At 57.0% G+C, this 16,958-nt stretch carries 13 protein-coding genes and 2 pseudogenes; 3 read left to right on the forward strand and 12 right to left on the reverse strand.

Annotated elements, in window-relative coordinates:
• A pseudogene (locus tag EXE41_RS13900) lies at positions 1 to 119 on the forward strand (IS630 family transposase); the annotation flags it as partial.
• Positions 120 to 121: 2 nt separating this feature from the next.
• Positions 122 to 1,021, forward strand: coding sequence for a sensor histidine kinase (locus EXE41_RS13905; RefSeq protein ID WP_241987252.1), 900 nt, complete (start codon positions 122 to 124; stop codon positions 1,019 to 1,021).
• 52 nt (positions 1,022 to 1,073) lie between these two features.
• Here the strand turns inward: EXE41_RS13905 and EXE41_RS13910 are convergent, their stop codons facing one another.
• The 10 genes and pseudogenes from EXE41_RS13910 to EXE41_RS19355 all read right to left on the reverse strand — a co-directional run bounded on the left by EXE41_RS13910 (position 1,074) and on the right by EXE41_RS19355 (position 12,159).
• A complete protein-coding gene (locus EXE41_RS13910) occupies positions 1,074 to 2,393 on the reverse strand; it encodes a methyl-accepting chemotaxis protein (RefSeq protein ID WP_137691319.1) in 1,320 nt (439 codons plus the stop codon).
• A 176-nt stretch (positions 2,394 to 2,569) separates the two neighbouring features.
• On the reverse strand, positions 2,570 to 3,844 hold the full coding sequence (locus tag EXE41_RS13915) for an RNA-guided endonuclease TnpB family protein (RefSeq protein ID WP_137691320.1): 1,275 nt from the start codon (positions 3,842 to 3,844) through the stop codon (positions 2,570 to 2,572).
• A complete protein-coding gene (gene tnpA / locus EXE41_RS13920) occupies positions 3,841 to 4,221 on the reverse strand; it encodes an IS200/IS605 family transposase (RefSeq protein WP_137691321.1) in 381 nt (126 codons plus the stop codon). The genes EXE41_RS13915 and tnpA overlap by 4 nt, the downstream gene beginning before the upstream one ends.
• A 269-nt stretch (positions 4,222 to 4,490) precedes the next feature.
• Positions 4,491 to 5,087, reverse strand: coding sequence for a rod-determining factor RdfA (gene rdfA / locus EXE41_RS13925; protein WP_137691322.1), 597 nt, complete (start codon positions 5,085 to 5,087; stop codon positions 4,491 to 4,493).
• 162 nt (positions 5,088 to 5,249) lie between these two features.
• Positions 5,250 to 8,189 carry a plasmid replication protein RepH gene (locus tag EXE41_RS19700; protein ID WP_241987253.1) on the reverse strand — a complete coding sequence of 980 codons (2,940 nt, stop codon included), beginning with the start codon at positions 8,187 to 8,189 and terminating at the stop codon, positions 5,250 to 5,252.
• Positions 8,189 to 8,533 (reverse strand): hypothetical protein, encoded by a 345-nt coding sequence (locus EXE41_RS13940; RefSeq protein ID WP_137691324.1) that lies wholly within the window; start codon positions 8,531 to 8,533, stop codon positions 8,189 to 8,191. The genes EXE41_RS19700 and EXE41_RS13940 overlap by 1 nt, the downstream gene beginning before the upstream one ends.
• Entirely contained in the window at positions 8,533 to 9,036 is a 504-nt protein-coding gene (locus tag EXE41_RS13945) for a hypothetical protein (RefSeq protein ID WP_137691325.1), read from the reverse strand. The genes EXE41_RS13940 and EXE41_RS13945 overlap by 1 nt, the downstream gene beginning before the upstream one ends.
• A gap of 216 nt (positions 9,037 to 9,252) precedes the next feature.
• Entirely contained in the window at positions 9,253 to 9,552 is a 300-nt protein-coding gene (locus EXE41_RS13950; protein ID WP_137691326.1) for a helix-turn-helix transcriptional regulator, read from the reverse strand.
• 14 nt (positions 9,553 to 9,566) lie between these two features.
• A pseudogene (locus EXE41_RS13955) lies at positions 9,567 to 9,878 on the reverse strand (hypothetical protein); the annotation flags it as partial.
• A gap of 1,072 nt (positions 9,879 to 10,950) precedes the next feature.
• Complete coding sequence (locus EXE41_RS19355; protein WP_199240889.1) at positions 10,951 to 12,159, reverse strand: HNH endonuclease; 1,209 nt, start codon at positions 12,157 to 12,159, stop codon at positions 10,951 to 10,953.
• Between the two features lie 152 nt (positions 12,160 to 12,311).
• On the opposite strand from EXE41_RS19355, the gene EXE41_RS13975 reads away from it, so the two are divergent.
• Positions 12,312 to 13,349: a hypothetical protein gene (locus EXE41_RS13975; protein WP_137691328.1), complete on the forward strand. Its 1,038-nt coding sequence runs from the start codon at positions 12,312 to 12,314 to the stop codon at positions 13,347 to 13,349.
• Between the two features lie 127 nt (positions 13,350 to 13,476).
• On the opposite strand, the gene EXE41_RS19360 is transcribed toward EXE41_RS13975, so the two are convergent.
• Positions 13,477 to 14,283 (reverse strand): hypothetical protein, encoded by an 807-nt coding sequence (locus EXE41_RS19360; protein WP_199240890.1) that lies wholly within the window; start codon positions 14,281 to 14,283, stop codon positions 13,477 to 13,479.
• A 60-nt stretch (positions 14,284 to 14,343) separates the two neighbouring features.
• Positions 14,344 to 16,911: a DEAD/DEAH box helicase family protein gene (locus tag EXE41_RS13985; protein ID WP_137691329.1), complete on the reverse strand. Its 2,568-nt coding sequence runs from the start codon at positions 16,909 to 16,911 to the stop codon at positions 14,344 to 14,346.
• Positions 16,912 to 16,958 lie beyond the last annotated feature (47 nt).

Consider the following 16,958-nt stretch of genomic DNA (forward strand, 5'->3'; position numbering starts at 1 on the left):
AACTTGATCAAGAACTTGGGAACCGCCTGTTTGACACACTCGACGATCTCCGTGAGGCTGCTCTCTCTGCACTCGACCGGGTCGAAATCCCAGATGTGTTTACGTATTTATGTCCGTGAGTATGAATGACAACGTGATTAACGTCAATGGTCCAGCACTAGAGATGCTTAATGTACAAAGAGACGAACTGCTCGGATCATCTGCGCCAGAGACGATTCCTAAGTACGAGGCATTTCCAGATTCTGGAGTATTTGAAGACTTCCTTACGATACAAACCCACTCAGGTAAGCGGGACTTCAAGATCAAAACTGTCGAGATTACCACACAGCGAGGGCAGGTCATTGGGAGCATGGTGACGTTACAGGACGTGACTGAGTTCTTGCGCCAAGAACAGCGTCTACAGGTTCTCAATCGCGTGCTTCGCCACAACATCAAGACAGAAACTAACCTGATACTTGGGTATAGCGAGGACCTGCCGACGGAAGCAGCCGAGCGCGTAAAACAAAGCGCATTTCAAATCGATGAGTTAGGACAGAAAGGTCGCGAGGCAATCCGGCTTTTCAGTCGCGCTCGAGAAGAATCCGACGTCAGATCGATAGAGATGATACTTAAAGAGCGGCTGAGAGAGGTTAGATCACGCTTTTCCGACGTTACATTCGAGCTTCAGTGTCCTGACCAGGATGTACCCGTCGATGTGCTTGTTAGTCCAGTGCTTTCGAACGCTATCGAAAACGCTGCTGAACACAATACCAGTGACAGTCCACATGTTGAGATTGTCGCCAGCGTAGGCGAGCAGGTACAGATCGAAATCCGCGATAACGGGCCGGGGATACCCGAGCACGAACTATCCGTACTTTCTGAAAGAACCGAATCTGTGCTTCACCATGGAAGTGGGCTCGGGCTCTGGATCATCAAGTGGGGAACCGATCTCCTCGGCGGTCGTGTCCAGTTTGGCGAAAATGAGGTGACCGGAACTGTCGTCAGCATCTCACTCCCACGAAAAGAGCCGTCAGCGAACTAGAGCGGAAACGTGGGATGAGACTGTTCGTCTGTCCGATCACGAGACGTCTACCTTAGACAGACGTGTTCATGACCTCTGCGAGTTCGCGGTCAATTTGTTTGACCTGCCGGGTTAGCCCCGCGACCATCTCTGTTTGATTGTCGTTTTCGTCAGCAATCTCTGTGACTTCTTCACTCACGAGGGCAGCCCGTTCAGAGACATCGTCGACAGCGCTCGATATCCCTTCGGCCACGCTCGCCTGCTCATCCGTTGCGTCTGCGATCTCGGTGATCCCGCTTTCGGTTTGCTCAACCACCGTTAGAATCTGTTTCTGGTTTTCGAGGAGGCCTTGGATGTCGTCTCTCGCGGACTGGATCTCGGCGTTTCCTGCTCTTACTTCGGTAGTCGCCGTCGCAGCCTTCTCTTTGATTCTTGCGACGATTTCTTCGATCTCGTCAGCTTGATCTTGTGAGCGATTGGCGAGGTTCTTCACCTCGTCGGCGACGACCGCGAACCCATCACTGTCGCTGCGTGCCGCTTCGATGTTGGCGTTCAACGCGAGCATGTTCGTCTGTTCGGCGATATCGTTGATCACGCCGACGAGCTCTTCGACTTGTTCGATCTCGTTTTTCAACTCAGCGACGTCGTCTGCGACCGAAGCTGACTTCTCGGCTGTGTCGTCCACTTGGTCGATAACCTCCCCCGCGGTGTCGACGGACTCTTCGGCGAGGGTTCTCGATTCCGCGCTTTGGTTGCTGACTTCCTCGGCACTGGACGCAATCTCTTCGATAGTGGCGCTGAATCCGGAGATCTCGCCTTGGGTACTCTCGAGCTCGGCTGCTTGCTCGTCGACGAGCTGGCTGATTTCATTCGAGCGATTCGCAACTTCGGTTGTCGACTCGCTCAGCTGTTCCATGGATGTCTCGACATTGTCCGAGAGCTCTTCTTGGAGGTCGGCGAGCGTCTCCCGCTGTTCGACGACGGTGGTGACATCGAAGAGCAACTCGACAGCCCCAACGACCTTGCCAGTGGGTGTCTGTATCGGGGTTCCGATCGCGCGGGCGTGTGCTTTCGTGCCGTCCGGTCGTTCTGCGGATCGGAACTGGTCTTCACGGAGGGGGGTTCCAGTACGGAGGACTTCTTCGGCGAGGGTCTCATCTTCGCCTTCAGTGCCGAAGACATCGTATGCGTTCATGCCGACGGCTTTGCTTGCGGGAAGGCCGAGGAGGTCGGCTGTTGCGGTGTTCCACTGGGTGATGTCACCATCGGCGTCGACGACGAATGCTGCTTCAGGAAGGTCCTCGATGAACTGCTCGAACGACTGTCGCCAGAAGTCCCCGCCAGATTCGGCGCTACTCTCTTGTAGCTGGTCGTTGTCTGTGGCTGCGGCCATATCGGGAGGCGTCTATCGGGGTTGATATGGGTTTTGACTGTATTACTATATTTGATAGAGATGTGTAACAAATCCGCCTCATACGATGATCATGAGTCTTATATCACCGCCTATTTTACCAGCTGTTGACATCCTCCCCGCGCTAAAGCGCGAGGATTCCTCCGTTGGGGGTTCGGCTACCGACCCACGGAGGCAACTTGCGGGTTTGTGCGCACTTCTTTGGGACTTTCGTGAGGGTGTGGTTTCCCCGACCAGTCGTGGTCGTCCCACTCGAATCGCACGGGCCGTGCCATCGGCCTGATTTCGGTATCGCTGTTTTCTCGAAGGAACGTCTCTGACGCCGTGAGGTCGGCGTGTCCCTCGAAACCGCACGGACACGTCAGCGTATCCTCATGGCGAACCGTCTCCTCGTGGTCGCCACACTCGGGACACATCTGACTCGTCCACGCTTCCGACTCGACTTCGAGAGAGATGCCGTATTCCTCACAGACACACGCGAGACGATGGATGAACTTCTTGAACGCCCAGAAGTTGTGCGTCTTCTCGTTCACCCTGACCGACCAGTGCGTGTCCAGCACGTCGGTCAAGTCGCCCACGTACACCGTTGCCACGCCCTCGTCGTACAGCCGTTCAACGAGGTCACGCACCAGCGCGTTCTGTGCGTGGTCACGGCGCTTCGTCCGCTGTCGGTACAACCGTCGAATCCGTTTGGAACTGTAGCATCCCTCTCGGAGTTTCGACTGTAGGCGGGCGATTTCGTCGGTCGTCTCGCGGAACCGTCCGAACAACTCTCGACCGTCGTAGAGGTACTGGTTCCCAGTAGTCGTGGAACAGGCGACGAGATTGTTTGCGCCAACGTCGAGGGCGGCTTCGTGAGAAGCCAGTGGTGAATCCAGTCGAGAATCAGGCACGGTGACTGGTTGGAAGGCCCTGAATGTGTCACTAACCTCGTCGTACTCAAGTTCCAGACGGCCCTGTTTGCCGTCCCACTTCGGGTTGCCTCGGACTTCGAGGCGGAGTCGTTCGTGGTAGCCGAGTCCGTATTCGTCTTTCAGTTCTTGACCGACAGGGATTTCGAGACGGCTGCGCTTCCCCCACTGAATCGTGTACTGGTTGCATCGGATGTATGTGCGGAGTTCGCGTCCGTCCTCTTCGTTCCCCCAGTACGACGGTGGGTTGGCGTACTCGCCTTTCTCCTTGAGGGCAAAGAACGACCGCCACGCTTCACTGTTCTTGCGCGTGACCTGTTGGACGGTCGCGCTTCCGACGACGCCGTTGTACTGTCCACGGTACTCGGAGGTTTCCCACACGTCGCCGTCGCCGAAGTAGTTCTGACGACGTTCGTAGGTCAGTTCGTTCCACAGGGAGGCTGAGGCGTCGAGTAGCCGTAGAAGGCACTTTTTGTCGTTCTCGGTCTGTGGCACGACCTCGAAGGTGTTGACGCGCTTCATTCGTCCTCACCCTCTTGTTCAGCGATGTATCGTTCGACAGCGCCTTTCGATGCGCTCCCCGCCGTACCGACGTAGTACGAGCGAGTCCACTTCACGCGGTCGTCGTACCGCTGGTTATACTTCCGCGCCGAGATGCCCTTCACCCAGTTGACGATGAGTGATGGGGCGTTCTTGGGTGGACTTCCGATGAACAGGTGTACGTGGTCTGGCATGACCTCGGACTCGGCCAGTTCAAGATCTTTGTTTTCACAGATTTCCGCGAAGATGGTTTCGAGACGTTCCTTCGTCTTCCCCGTCAGGTGCGAACGCCGATATTTCGGCACGAATACTATGTGGTAGTAGAGTTCGTATTTCGCGTGACGGGTACTCTTTACCATCTATGTATACTATCTGGTCAGATGGCTTAAAAATTGCGTTGGAACCCCGTCTATGCCATCGACGGCAGTTGAATACTGTTAGTCGGCTTCATCCCCGCCCTGAAGGGCGAGGCTTTCGCCTCGAATTTTCCGTAAATTAACACTTGCTCAGTAGTATGTCGGTTTCCTCTCCGGCCTACTCGCTCCCTCCGGTCGCTCCTTGAGGCCGGAGGCTCCACCTCAAAGTATGCTGAGTATTTCAATAGAATGACAAAAAAGAATGAGCGAAATTAACGCGACTGACTACAGGCAGGACAGCCACCGTTCTGAAGATACACCGACATCTCGGTGTTGCTCCCGCATGTTTCACAAATACATTCCGTCGTAACCTCTATTTGAGGCTCTGCCCCCTGTACTTGGTTGTGGGATACAGACTGTGAGATGATTCCAGTGACAATCGTTTCTGCCTTTGTCTCGATCTGCCGTAAACTCTTAAGTCGTGAGTGGATATCATTGATCTCACGCTCGTACTCAGTATCACAATACTCTGTCAGATACGTATATATTGATTGATATGAAACCATGTCTTCGCCGACTTCGTCGATTTCTACTCCCCTACTATCGAGATCAAATCCTGTCAGCGATTTATCTCTGTCTTTGATGATCGCAGCACACTCCTCTACAAGTGATCTATCCCAGATGATACCCGCTTCGCGGAGTGCTGCATCGAGTACACGGATGTTGAAGAATTCCGCGAGTTCACGACAAGAGCGTCGGGTACTCTCGGGCTTTGTCCACTCCGCAACCATTTCGTCGCCAATGCCGTCGAGGTCGTATTTATCAATTACTCGAATAATCTTCGGTCGTGTACTTGTGGCGTTACGCATCGTTATTTGACACGGCGAGACACAGGCGCTGATTCCGCGGTTCGACGCTGGGTGTGAGTTTGGAACGGCCCCCTCCACAGAGGGTAACGTGGATTTGTGCCTCCTCTTTGGTGAGCTGGCGCTCGCAGATGGCGTCGGTTGTACGATCGCTTGCTGAGTGTCTCATTGGGACACACCCCGTGGTAAGAGGAGACGTCGGTGGTCGAGAAGCGATACGGTCGGTGCGTAGTATTGTGGTGTCATGCGTGGTTCATCGGTGATGGTTTTGAGCGCTGCGGCTGGTCGGTGGCTGTGATGAGTTGGTGCGTCGGTGATTGCGGTACAGTCCTCCCGGCGCGGTCCCCACTGGTTCACCGGAAGGGCGGTGTCAAGGGAGGTGACAGTCGGGGCGTGTTGATCCCACGTGGGGATTCGATGTGGGTGTCGCCAGCCGACTCGAAGTGGAACCCACAGGGTGGGGGCGAAACGGACTGAATGTGTTCGTGAGCGATGCGTCAACAGCGGGAGCCAGGAATGGGGGTGACCGAGGCACGGCGACGGCTGTAGTGACGGGTGACTGGGTTCGTCGGTGGTGACCCAGCGTCGGTGGCCATCTATCTGGACGGCCTGTACTCGGTCAAGCGCTTGGACAGTGCCAATCCGGCGATCATAGCTACTGGCCGCAATGTCGGCCCGCTCGAGTAACGCTGAGCGGCCGAGCGGCTCGTCGGCTCTGAGTAGGGTCGCATACAGCGCCGTCGCCGTTGGCACGAGATCGGGGCGGAACCGCGCGACAGAGAGCGTCGCCGCCGCGCGTTCAACCGCAGCCACGGTCGGAGCGTGAGACTCGTTCAGCGCGCGCAGGAGGCTCACCACGACGTCGTACGGACACGCACGCCGCGTGGAGTCCGACGGGCCGAACGAGCGCAGACACAGCCGCACAAGCCGCTGTCGCTCGCGGGGTGTCCACTGCGCGTCGTGGTTCATCGCAATCTCGTCGATCACCCGCCGGATGGCGGGGTAGGTCGTCCCGTCGACGACCGGAATCGAGAGGGTCGGGGCGGTTTCAGTTCCCTCCGCGATCGCTTCTCGCACCGAGGTGAACTCTGCGGTGAGCGCCTCTTGGATCGCATCGCGAAGGTCGGTGATGCTCGGACCCGCAAGCACCCACGACATCGTCAGATCCATCGTCGCGTCGGGCTTGACATCGTAGGGGAGCCGCCGTCGCAGTTTGGGCGGGCGCTCTTCGAACAACATGCGGTAGCCCGAGTGAACTCCGTAGACGGATTGTTTGGGCACCGTCTTCGCGAGGAACGTACAGAGCTGCCGGCGTTGCGCCGAGTTTCGCGCGAGCGCCGCGGTGTCCGGGAACCTCATTGTGGTCGTTAGATCGACGCCGATTGCGTGATACAGGTGAGTGGCCGAAGCGACCAACCCGTGGAGGTCTTCGAAGAGCTTGCTTCGGGCGGCACTATTGGTACTGCTCGTGTGTTCGCCGATCTTAGCGAGGAGCGTATCGCGGACGGTTGTAATGCGCTCACGCCACGCCGCATACGTGTGCTCGTCCTCGCTGTACCAGCCAACCTGGTGACCACGACACAGCACTCGTGGGGCGTCCTGCTCGAGATCACCCCGGTGGATTGCCTCGAATGCGCGGCCGAACCGCGACGGCGTTAGGATCTTCGAGAGCGCCTTATCACTGAGTAAGACAGCCGCGAGACGTCCCAGGGTGGCTAAGGGCCCACCCCACTGGAGGACGACCTGCGCCTCGCCGGAGGTGTGGCTCAGATACCCAACCCGGCCGTCATCGAACGGGGTTGGGGTGTCATCGACGAGCGTGACGCTATCGTCTTGGGCGGGGGTTGTGAACCGGTCGTGTAGGTGGGTTTCATCGACGGTGTCGGGCCCCGTTAGCCACTGGATGAACTCTCCGTCGGCGTCGGGGTCACCCGTCGCCGCCAGCCACTCCTCGACTGAGGGTGGGGTGTCACCTGTGGAGCCCTCCGGGCGGGGCGACACTGTACCTGTAGACTCGTGAGTGGTCGCAGTAAGATCGTCAGTCAGTCGACGTTGTTCGGGGTGGACGAGGTCGCCGGCAGCGTCGAGATACCCAGCCACGGCCGTCTGACCGCGTTCAGAGAGTGTGACGCTGTGGTGAGTACCTCGACGGTCGACATCGACGAGCCCACGCGTCTCGAGATCAAGGACGTACCGGCTGACCGTCCCTGCCTCAATGTCGATCGCATGATCATGTTCGAGATCCTGGTAGGTTCGCCCGGTGGTGGCGTCGAGATTGGTGAGGAGGCGTCGTTTCCCCGGTGTGTGTTCGAGCCCATCGAGCGCTTGCCAGGCAGGGTGGCACTCGTCGGTGGTCGGCTCGTGAGACTGAACGCGGCGGGGATGCGGGTGGGACCGATCCCGGCTCTGCGTAAGATCGAGGTGGATTTCAGACCACTGTGGGTACCGCCGGGTGAGGTGGCGTTTGAGCGCCGGGGAGACGACAACGCGAACGTCGAACCCGGCTGCGAGCACGGCGATGGCCGCGAGTGCGCGGACGCCAGTTCGGCGGTCGGTGAGATCGGTCCAGGCTGGGCCATCGAGTACGAGGGTGATCGCTCGGGGAGTCGCGTCGAACTCGCGGTGGAGCGCGACTGGTCCCTTTGCGAGTGCGCCAAGCCCGGCGTTGACTGCGCCGCGGCCGGTGCCGACTGTATGAACTGTGTCGCGTAATTCGTCGTGGCGTTGCGTGTGATATGACGACTCGGTGTCGCCGTCGAGGAGCGCCAACTCGGTAATCGCCTGCGTGTACGCGACGGCCTCGGCGGTCGCATCGTCCCACGTGTTCTCGAGAGAGTTCCACTCTGGGAGTGTGGTATCGAGGAGTGCCGAACTCGCCCGCCACGGGTCGCTGTGGGGTGTCTGGGTTCGGACGGTTTCTGTGGTCGCCTCACGAAGCTGGTCGAGGAGTTCGGGTATCCACTCGGTCAGCCGCGGCGAGACGCTGCCACAGTGGCTACCGGCGGCGTCATACTGTGTGGTTGGGCTCACAAGATGGACGCCACGCTCGTGGCCCTGGCCGGCGGGCTGTGCGTGCCCGCTCTGGGCCTGCTCGTCTGCTGGCATCACTTGGATGGCTCCCAGCAGGTGACCACCGCGACGAGCCGCCGGAGCAGCTCTCGGATGTACTGGCGGATTGTTCGCGAGACAGGATCGACACTACGGGCAATCCGGACTGCGGCCGCGATGTCTGGATGGCGTGTCTCGTCGACAGTCCGGGTCGCTCGGAACAGCGCCGCCGTCACGCCGGCCGCGTCACTGGCGGTACTCGCGGTGAGCGCCCGCCGAAGGTGTGCGATCGTCGCGAGGGTGGTGTCCGGGTTCGTTGTTGGTGGTCGGGTGGACGGACGCGTTCGGTGGTGTTTGGGCCGTCGTTGTTGCGCGGCCTCGGTGCGGGATGGTGACCGCATTAGTCATCCCCCTCCGTCGTTTGTGGGGAACTGACCGTCACCCGCGCCCGAGCGTCGCGCCGTCGCCGCCGGTGGGTCGCCGTCGGCGTGACCTGCTCGGCGAGTGGCGTCTCGGGTGGGAGCCAGCGGATCGTCGTCGTCGCTGGCGCGCTCACACCGAGTGGGACCGGGTCGACGAGAATCGGCCAGGTGGATTGGGTCGCAGCGTCGGAGGCGAGTCCGATACGCCCGGCGACAAGCAGTTCGTGGACCCCGAGTGTGAACACCTCCTGCTGCCGGTGTTCGTTGTGTGCGCAGACGCAGTGGCCGACCTCGTGGGTTCGCTTCTCGGCCGGCTTGGAGACGTACGCGACGACGTCGTCGCCCTCTGTGAACGAGCACCCGCAGTGTTGACACGCGCCCGACGTGGACGCAAGCGACAGCTGATCGAGACGCGTGGTGAGCTCGCTCACGGGATGGACTGGCGGCGTCGAGCCGGTGGTGGAGTGTTGCTCCCGACTCATGATCCCTTGTTCACGTGTGCGAGAGACCGGCCACAGTACCAGCCACACTGAGGGCAGATCCAGCCGTTGACAAACCGATTAACGAGCCGGTCACACTGACGGCAGCGCCACAGCTTCGTCATTGTGTGTAGGCCTCCACTGCCTGCTGGACGGTGATGTCGTCGTAGTCGCCGGTAAGGCGTTCGCGGGCGTCAAACCGGATATGGGGCGTAGGGTTCACGCGGTCTCACCCTGAATCCACGCGTCGCGCTCTGCGAGCGCTGTCCGCGCCGCGTCAGTCAGGCTGTAGCTGTTGGTACGGCCGTCGCGCTGGCGTTTGTTGATGAGTCCGTGCGCGACGAGCTCGTCGAGATTCTGGTACAGCCGACTGTGGTTGATCTCTTCGCCGTAGTAGGTGTTGAGATCCGTTTTCAGCGAGAGCCCGCTCTGTTCGTCAGTTTTCGCGAGCGTGCGGAGGAGATCACGCTGGAAGGCGGTGAGCCCGGCGATGACGTCGCCGTCGGTCGTCGCGCTCATGCGGGTCCTCCAGTAATCATGTAGTCCGCGTTCGCTTCGCCAAGATAGCACGCCGTGCCGTCCGCTGCTTGGACGACACGCTCACATCTGTGGCGTAGCCATCCCGACAGCAGAAACGGCGATACCATGCCCCTGATTTGGTTCTGCGGGTCGTCAGCTTCGTACCGGTCAGCTGACGCATGGTGTCTGTCTGTGACGATCCCGTCGCCCGGCGCGAGCAGCGGGATTTCAAGCCCCACATACACATCCGGGAGTGTGAGTTCCCCCACGTCATCCGGCAGCGAGAACTCGTAATCAAAGTGCTCAGTGTCGAACGTCGGCACCATCATCGCCCACCCCCATTAGCCAGCGTTCGTTCGCGGACAGCCGCCAGCAGAGGCGTCGGACCATCACGGCGGTCAGCAGTCTCAGTGTACTCAGTGATACCGTCACGCGACGCGTCACCCACCATGTGAGCCGCGCTCGACGACGCCGGACTCACCACCACCGGCATGGGCTCAATCAGCACCAACCACGACGACTGCGTCGACACATCCGAACACAGCCCAATTCGGCCAGTGACGACCAATTCGTGAACACCGCGCGTGAACACTGACGGGTGTTCGTGTTCGTCCGCCCCGCACATCACGTACCCCACTTCAAAAATAGGGTTGCCAGCCGCCCGGAAGGCATACGCCGTCACCCCATCGCCTTCCCGCAGCTCACACCCGCACACCTGACACATCGCGGCCCCTTCCCCGAGCGCAAAACCTTGTATTTTTGATATATCTTCAATTAGCTCAGCACCGACATCGTCTTTAGTTCGTGGCTTGTTGTGTTGCATGGCTATCTCACAGCCCGTGAGAAGCCTGGCCCGAGTGTACCAGCACTCGGGTGTTTCCGTACACCCCTGAGGGACCAGACTTGCTCACCATAACCTACACTGTGTAATGGTATAAAGCTTTGCCATCTCCTATTGTGGTGATGGGATAGAGCGGAACCAACCAATAAATAAGAGATGTACTCTAAGTATGCCGTGTGCCTGGCAAAGATCGTGAGGAAGAGTCTGGAAAATATACTACTACCTATTCAGATTCAGACTTTATAGATGCTATCAGGCAATTAGGCGGACTTGGTGGCACATCTGAGATTGCTGACGCTATTGGCTGTACAAGGCGTACGGCATATACTAGACTACAGAGTCTAGAGAATGAAGGTCAGGTCAGCAGCCGCAAGGTTGGGAATTCGTTGGCTTGGACTATTTCTGAGCAGTAATAATTGTCAAAGGTTCTCGGTTAAAAATGCTGGAATTGGCCTAGTTCAGAAACATGATCTAAACCAGTGTGTGCCCGTCACACCCGTTACGTGTCATAACGGTTCAAGTCCAATTCGAATTCTGTTAATCTAGTACTGATGGGATCACTCTACAACTACTTCATTATGATATTTGAGAAAATCAGATATTATACAGTGATTGTCATTTGTCGTCACTTGAGTGCCTGAAATCTGGTCGTCATATGCGTGAATCACGCTGTGCGTGTCTGGATCAATGGTAAGCATTCCATTGTCAAAGTCGGCGTGGTGGTTGGGACATAGCACTAGCATGTTTTCGGGGATGTCTGGCCCGTTGTGTGGGTCGCCAAGTGGTTTGATGTGGTGGACCTCGGAGTACCCGGTGTCGCTGGCGCTCTGTAACCGGTGACCGCAGATTTGGCACGTGTGGTCGTACTGTGACTTCAGCTCAGTCACAAGAGTCTGGTCACGGAGGATTCGGTCTCGGACTGTCGTCGTTCGTTCCGGGCCAATGGTGCCGTCGGTGTCCGAGACTGAGTTACTCGCATCCTCATCCGCTTGTGTTGGTGATTTTGGAGTAGTGCCGAACAGTGCGCGTTCAAGCGTTCTCTCGTCGCCGCGAAGGTTTTTGAGGCGGTCTGGTTTGACGCGGAGGAAGCCTTGGACGCGCGGGGTTCCGTTGTAACCGAGTGCGTCCCAGATGCGTGTGATTGCTGGCCCCCAGTCACGGTACTCCTCAACGGTGAAAATGAAGCGGCTGTCCGGATTGTTCCAAAGCCATGAGCCAACGTCGGAGTCCTCAAGCGTTCGCCCAACGACGCCGCCAGCAAAGAAGTTGCCGTCACGGTAGAATAACACGCAGTCGCGGGGGCGCATTTCGTCGAAGTATCCTTTTGTTCGTGATCCAGCTGTCGCGCCCCAGATCCGGGTTGGAAGGAGCGACGCGATCGTTTCTGGCGTAGCGCCCGTATCCGAGGGTTCGACGGGCGTATGGACGGTGTTTCTGAAGTGTTCGGTCCAGTCATCGTTAACGGGGACAAGGAACAGGTTTGGTCGCTCAATCTGCCATTTTCCGTGTGCGTCGTGAGGAATGATGCGCGTGTTATTCTTGCGTCCGAGTTGCTGCTGGACGCGGCGCACGGCGTGTTTCCACTCGGGTTGATCGGCTCCGTTAGCACAGACGTCGTCGCACCGTAGGTCGTCGTCACACAGATCCGGGTACGTGGTCTGTACTGCTGGGTAGATGTCCTCGCTTGTGGATTGGACACCCGGCGGGACGCAAGCAAGTTCTGTAGCAGTTAGTGTATCTTGAAGCTCGCGGATATCATCACGCATCGAATACGTAGAATGAGAGCTCGTGGTAAAAATCATGAAGCTACACGAATCCTCTAGCGGTGAGTATGAAGACACACCCATTGGACTACTCAAAATATCCTCGTTGATATCGACGGGCATAGAATTATATTAAAAACCGTTGTCGATTACATATGTACCTCTATACGCCTGATGAGATCGATAAAAAGCGTGCGCATCATCAGGCGGTCATTCAGGGTGCTGATGATGTTGATGTGAAGCGAATCGGGAATCTCGGGGAGCTGGCGTTTGAGCAGTTTTGTCGTGAGTATTTACCAGTAGAGTTGTGGGCGTGGGAGAACGAGGAGGCGATTCGTCGATGTAACCCGGAGAGTTTCTCGGGGCATGATTTCGAGGTGTTCGGGTATACGGTCGATGTGAAGACCTCGCGGGATGTGTCCGCGTTCCGTCCGGCGACGTTACTGGAGAACGATGATGCGGATGATATCCTCGTCATGGTGTGGCATCGGGATAATGAAGATGGGCTGATCTTGTTGGGATGGGAGCGCACGGAAACGCTTCGTTCGAAGGTTGCGTCACAGGAGGCGTATTCGGGGGAGGAACCAACGAAGTTGGCTCACTTGGCGGCGCGGCCGATGAACGAGTTACATGAACTCGGACCGAACACGGCGCATATGAATCAGAAGCCACAGAACCCGTATGCGCCGGGTGATCGGGTGGTGAAGGCTGGTGATGATAACGCATCGGTGGCAGTTGTGGTGGAGGTACTCCCGCCAGAGAAGGATGTGAGTTTGTATGGGCAGTCAGTGAACGGGGAGGCGGTACGGGTTGCGTTCCCGAGTATGCTTGATGAAGGACCGGGTGATTGGCGGACGATTCACCCGGCGAAGCTCGCATCGTACTGCGCTGACCAAGACATCAAACTGTACACGTACAAGCACACTAACCTCGAATACGCCAAGAATCCGTTCGTGGTCGGTGATTACGTGTTCAAAACGGAGTACGACGATCCTGACACGGCTGTCGTTATGGCCGTTACTGACGATGCCGATGTTGAACGGAATGTAGACGTGGTGTTTCGAAAACACATCGACATGAGTGAGAAGGACTCTGATTATATCTCGCCAAGTGAACTCTCAACCCTGACTGGTGAGCTGAAACAGTACTCGTACGCTCACGACGCACTCAGCTTTGCTGACGAGACGTCGTAAGAGTCACTAATTTGTGGATTTTCGGTGAGAGAGACTTCAGTTGACAGCGGCGCTCCGGTTATCTTGTGACAGTAATTAACTGACGTGTTGATGGCTGGTTCAAATAGCCGGTCGGTTGAGTACTGGGTTACGCTTCGGAGGCTACCTCATTGATCCGGAGTGAGTACTGTTTGGGGAGCTCATCGATGATGACTCGAATTTTTAGAACGCGTTCATCGGCTGCGAGCGTTTTCATTGCTTCAACCTGTGATCGTTCGAACGATGCGTTACCGGTCTTGATCTCACAGTAGTACCGTTCGAGTAACTCGCCGTTCCATCCGTCTTTGGCCTCTACGAAACAGTCTGGGGTCCATCTCATTGCTCCCTCAGAGCTAGTAACAGAGAGAAGTTGACCGCGTTCCACAGTGACATTCAAACCCCATTCAAGATCGGTTTCATCGAACTCCAGGTCTTGCCGGATGTAGTGGATGAGTGCGTGTGGTTTCGGAGCGTCGATCAGTATTGCTTCACCAAGCGCACCGTAGAGATTTGCTCCCACGTCGAACGTCCACGTGTTCCCGTTGGTCTCGGCTGGTGTTTTGATAGACGGGTTGTGGTCGGCAAGCAGATATGCGTCGATAGCTTTCGGTTCATTGTCCGGAACGGCTTGGATTCTAATTGAGCCGCCTGAGGCGGATAACTGCTTGGCGTAGTCTTCAGCGGCAGTTCTGGATCCGAATTCGAGCGTTTGGCTGTGGGTTTCAACGGCGTCTCGTAACTCACTGTTCACATCGAGTGCTCCTGATTTCACTTCGACAGTGAACCCTGTCTGGTCACCGGGCGTTACGAGATCGGTGGTGTGATCCGTATCGGAGGAGGTGGTAGTTTCTGACCGGTCAACTAGGCGTCCGTCCTCAAACTTGAGTTGGGATGTGTTCGTGTTGTCGTCACCCATCTTGTCTTGTATTTAGAGGCACAGTAGGTCAAGCAACGCTTCTACTCGAAGGCGTCCAATCTAACCTCCGAATAATGAATCTCGGATGCGTCCGACGATGCTGCTGTCCTCCTCAGCCGGTTCAGCCGCGTCGTCAGGGTCTGTCTCCGGGGCTTGAGCTGGTTCGTCGGGATGCGGGTCAGGTGAGTGGTCTACAGAATAATCAGTAGAGTCCGAGTCAGCAGCATTTGGTGTGGTGAATTCGTTGGAGTGTTCCTGCTTATTTCGCCCGCTGTCAGAGCGTTGTGATGTGTCTTCATTTTCCTCGGGTTTGAGCGCGTCTCGTGTTGCTTCGAGGAGTTCGACGAGTTCGGTCGGTCGTTCGCGGTAGAGTGGGAAGAGCCACCAGACGCGTTGTAGGCCTTCGATTGAGAGGGTTTCTGCTTCGCGGAGATTACGCATCACGGTCTGCCAGTTGTCTTTGTGGACACGGTCGCCGCTGAGGTCGAGGGTTGTCAGGAGTTCTGTTGTGGCCTCGAAGGTCAACGCGTTTAGGAGTTCTTCGAGTTGGACGTTGCCTTGGACGGTTTCGATTTCGAGGTCTTCAAGCAGGTCTTGCGCCCAGAGTTCGTGGCCGCGCTGTTCGGCTCTTTCGAGGAGGTCAGTGTCAACGCCGGCATCGTCGATGATGGGTTGGACACCGATCATTTCGCCGAGTTCTCGCACCCAGTTGAGCTCTTGAACGTATTCTTTTGAGTCGAGCCCGGGGACGTAATTCTCATCCGGCATTGAGATGAAGTGGTGGAAGTGCGGTCGTTGTTCACCGTGTTTCCGGAGGACACGTCCCATTCGCTGTACGAGTTGGAGTTTAGTTTTGGTTCCGGCGACGTTGATTCCGACTTCAGCGTCCGGCACGTCGATCCCTTCGTCGAGCATTTTCGGAGAGATCAGGACGCCGTTGTCGCACTTGCTGAACGCGTCGATGTTCCGCTGTACTGTTTGACGGGTCTTCCGAGAGGAAGATTCGAGTTTTGAGTGGGCGAGGTATACATCACCAGCGGTGTCTTCAAGCCGGTCAGCGATTTCGTCAGCGGTGTCGATATCCATTGCGAAGACGACGAGTTTGATTGGCCGGTCAGGGTCAGCAAGGTACTCCTCAGCAAGGGAGACAGCGTCGTCGATCTTCGGTTGTGACCGGTGGCGAATCCAACTTCGAGAGTGGATGGTCGTCGCAAGATTTTGCCATTCGTCCGGAATTGCGTCCTCGGAGAGGGTGCGGCCGGCAGCTTCATGTGCCCGGATGAAATCACCGAGATCTTCGAATTGGACGAACGGGACCGGAAGATCCTGTAGTAAGTTCGTCGTCGTATCTGCGTGTTTGAGCCGTTTGAATTGGCGTGAGATTCGATCGGTTGTCTCGTCCCACTCGTCTTGTTCGTACGGGTCAAGCGGTGTAGGGTGGACTGTCCAGTCGAAATCCGGAATAATTCCGTCGCGTTGTGCCTGTTCGACACCGTACGTGTACACGACATCGCCGAGTAGTTCTGTGAGTTGGCGACGCTTCATGCTCTGGTCGTCGCCAATCGTTGCTGACAGCCCTATCGCAGCGGTGTAGTTTGGCCGGTCAATCGCTGCTCCGTACCCGCTTTCGTTCGCGTAGTGGTGAACTTCGTCGTAAATGACGAGGTCGTATTGATCGGCGAGGTCACGGTCGTACCGTGGGAGTAGTGATTGAGCAGTTTGGAATTCGACGCGCCCGTTTGTGAACGTCACATCTGTGGCCTTGTCTCCCGGGTCATGTGCGGGCATGGGGAGCCCGAGTTTCTCTTGAATTTCGCGCTCCCATTGCTTGAGGATCGCATTTGAGTGGGCAACGACGAGAATGCGAGCGTTGTCGGGTTCGGAGGTGTCTGATTGACCTGGGAAAGCTCCACAAATATCGGCGATAGCGGCGATCCCAGCAACAGTTTTCCCCGTTGCTGTTGCCATTTCGAGAATCCCTTCACGGTCGTTCTCTTGCCACTGTTGTAGTCCGTCCTCCTGATTGCCCCAGAGCGACACCATCAGGAGTGGTGCGCGGAGTCGCTCACGGGCGGCCGTTTGATCGAGTGAGCCGAGCGCTGCGGCTTCCTTCAAAAGTGGTTGAAGGAGTGACCGGTCATCGTAGGCTTCCTGTTGTGCTGCCGTGACAAACAGTTCCAGTAAGTACAGGCCACTGCCGCGTCCGATATGTGTGATGTCTAGTGCACTCGGATCGAACCCACGTTCCCGAACGTGTTTCAGTAAGACCGTTTCGGCGGGTCCGGACAGAACGTCTGCTCGTGCGGTTCGTTGCGCGGGGAGTTTCTGATTCAGCTCAACGATGTCTTTCCGGAACTGATGGAAGCGTTCACGATTCTGCTCAACTGGTGTCGGATCGATAATCCCCTCAATCCGCTCGGTAATGAAGTCAGCAAAGAGGCCGCTGTAGTACTGTTCGAGGGAGGTCCATTCGACCGGGTCTACAGGTCCTTCATACCGTGTGATGACAATTTTGTTCGCTACCTCATCATCAAGAAGAATGAGTTGCTCAATGGCTGGTCGTTGCGAGAGGACCTTGGCTTGGTACTCATCAAAGAAAGTGTAATCATAATCTCCCAGCCGAGTCATGTGCCATCACTGTCAATATCGGTGGGGAAATAGCTACCGACGGCTGT

Source organism: Halorubrum sp. SD690R, from assembly GCF_005435035.1.
Classification (GTDB): Archaea; Halobacteriota; Halobacteria; order Halobacteriales; family Haloferacaceae; genus Halorubrum; species Halorubrum ezzemoulense.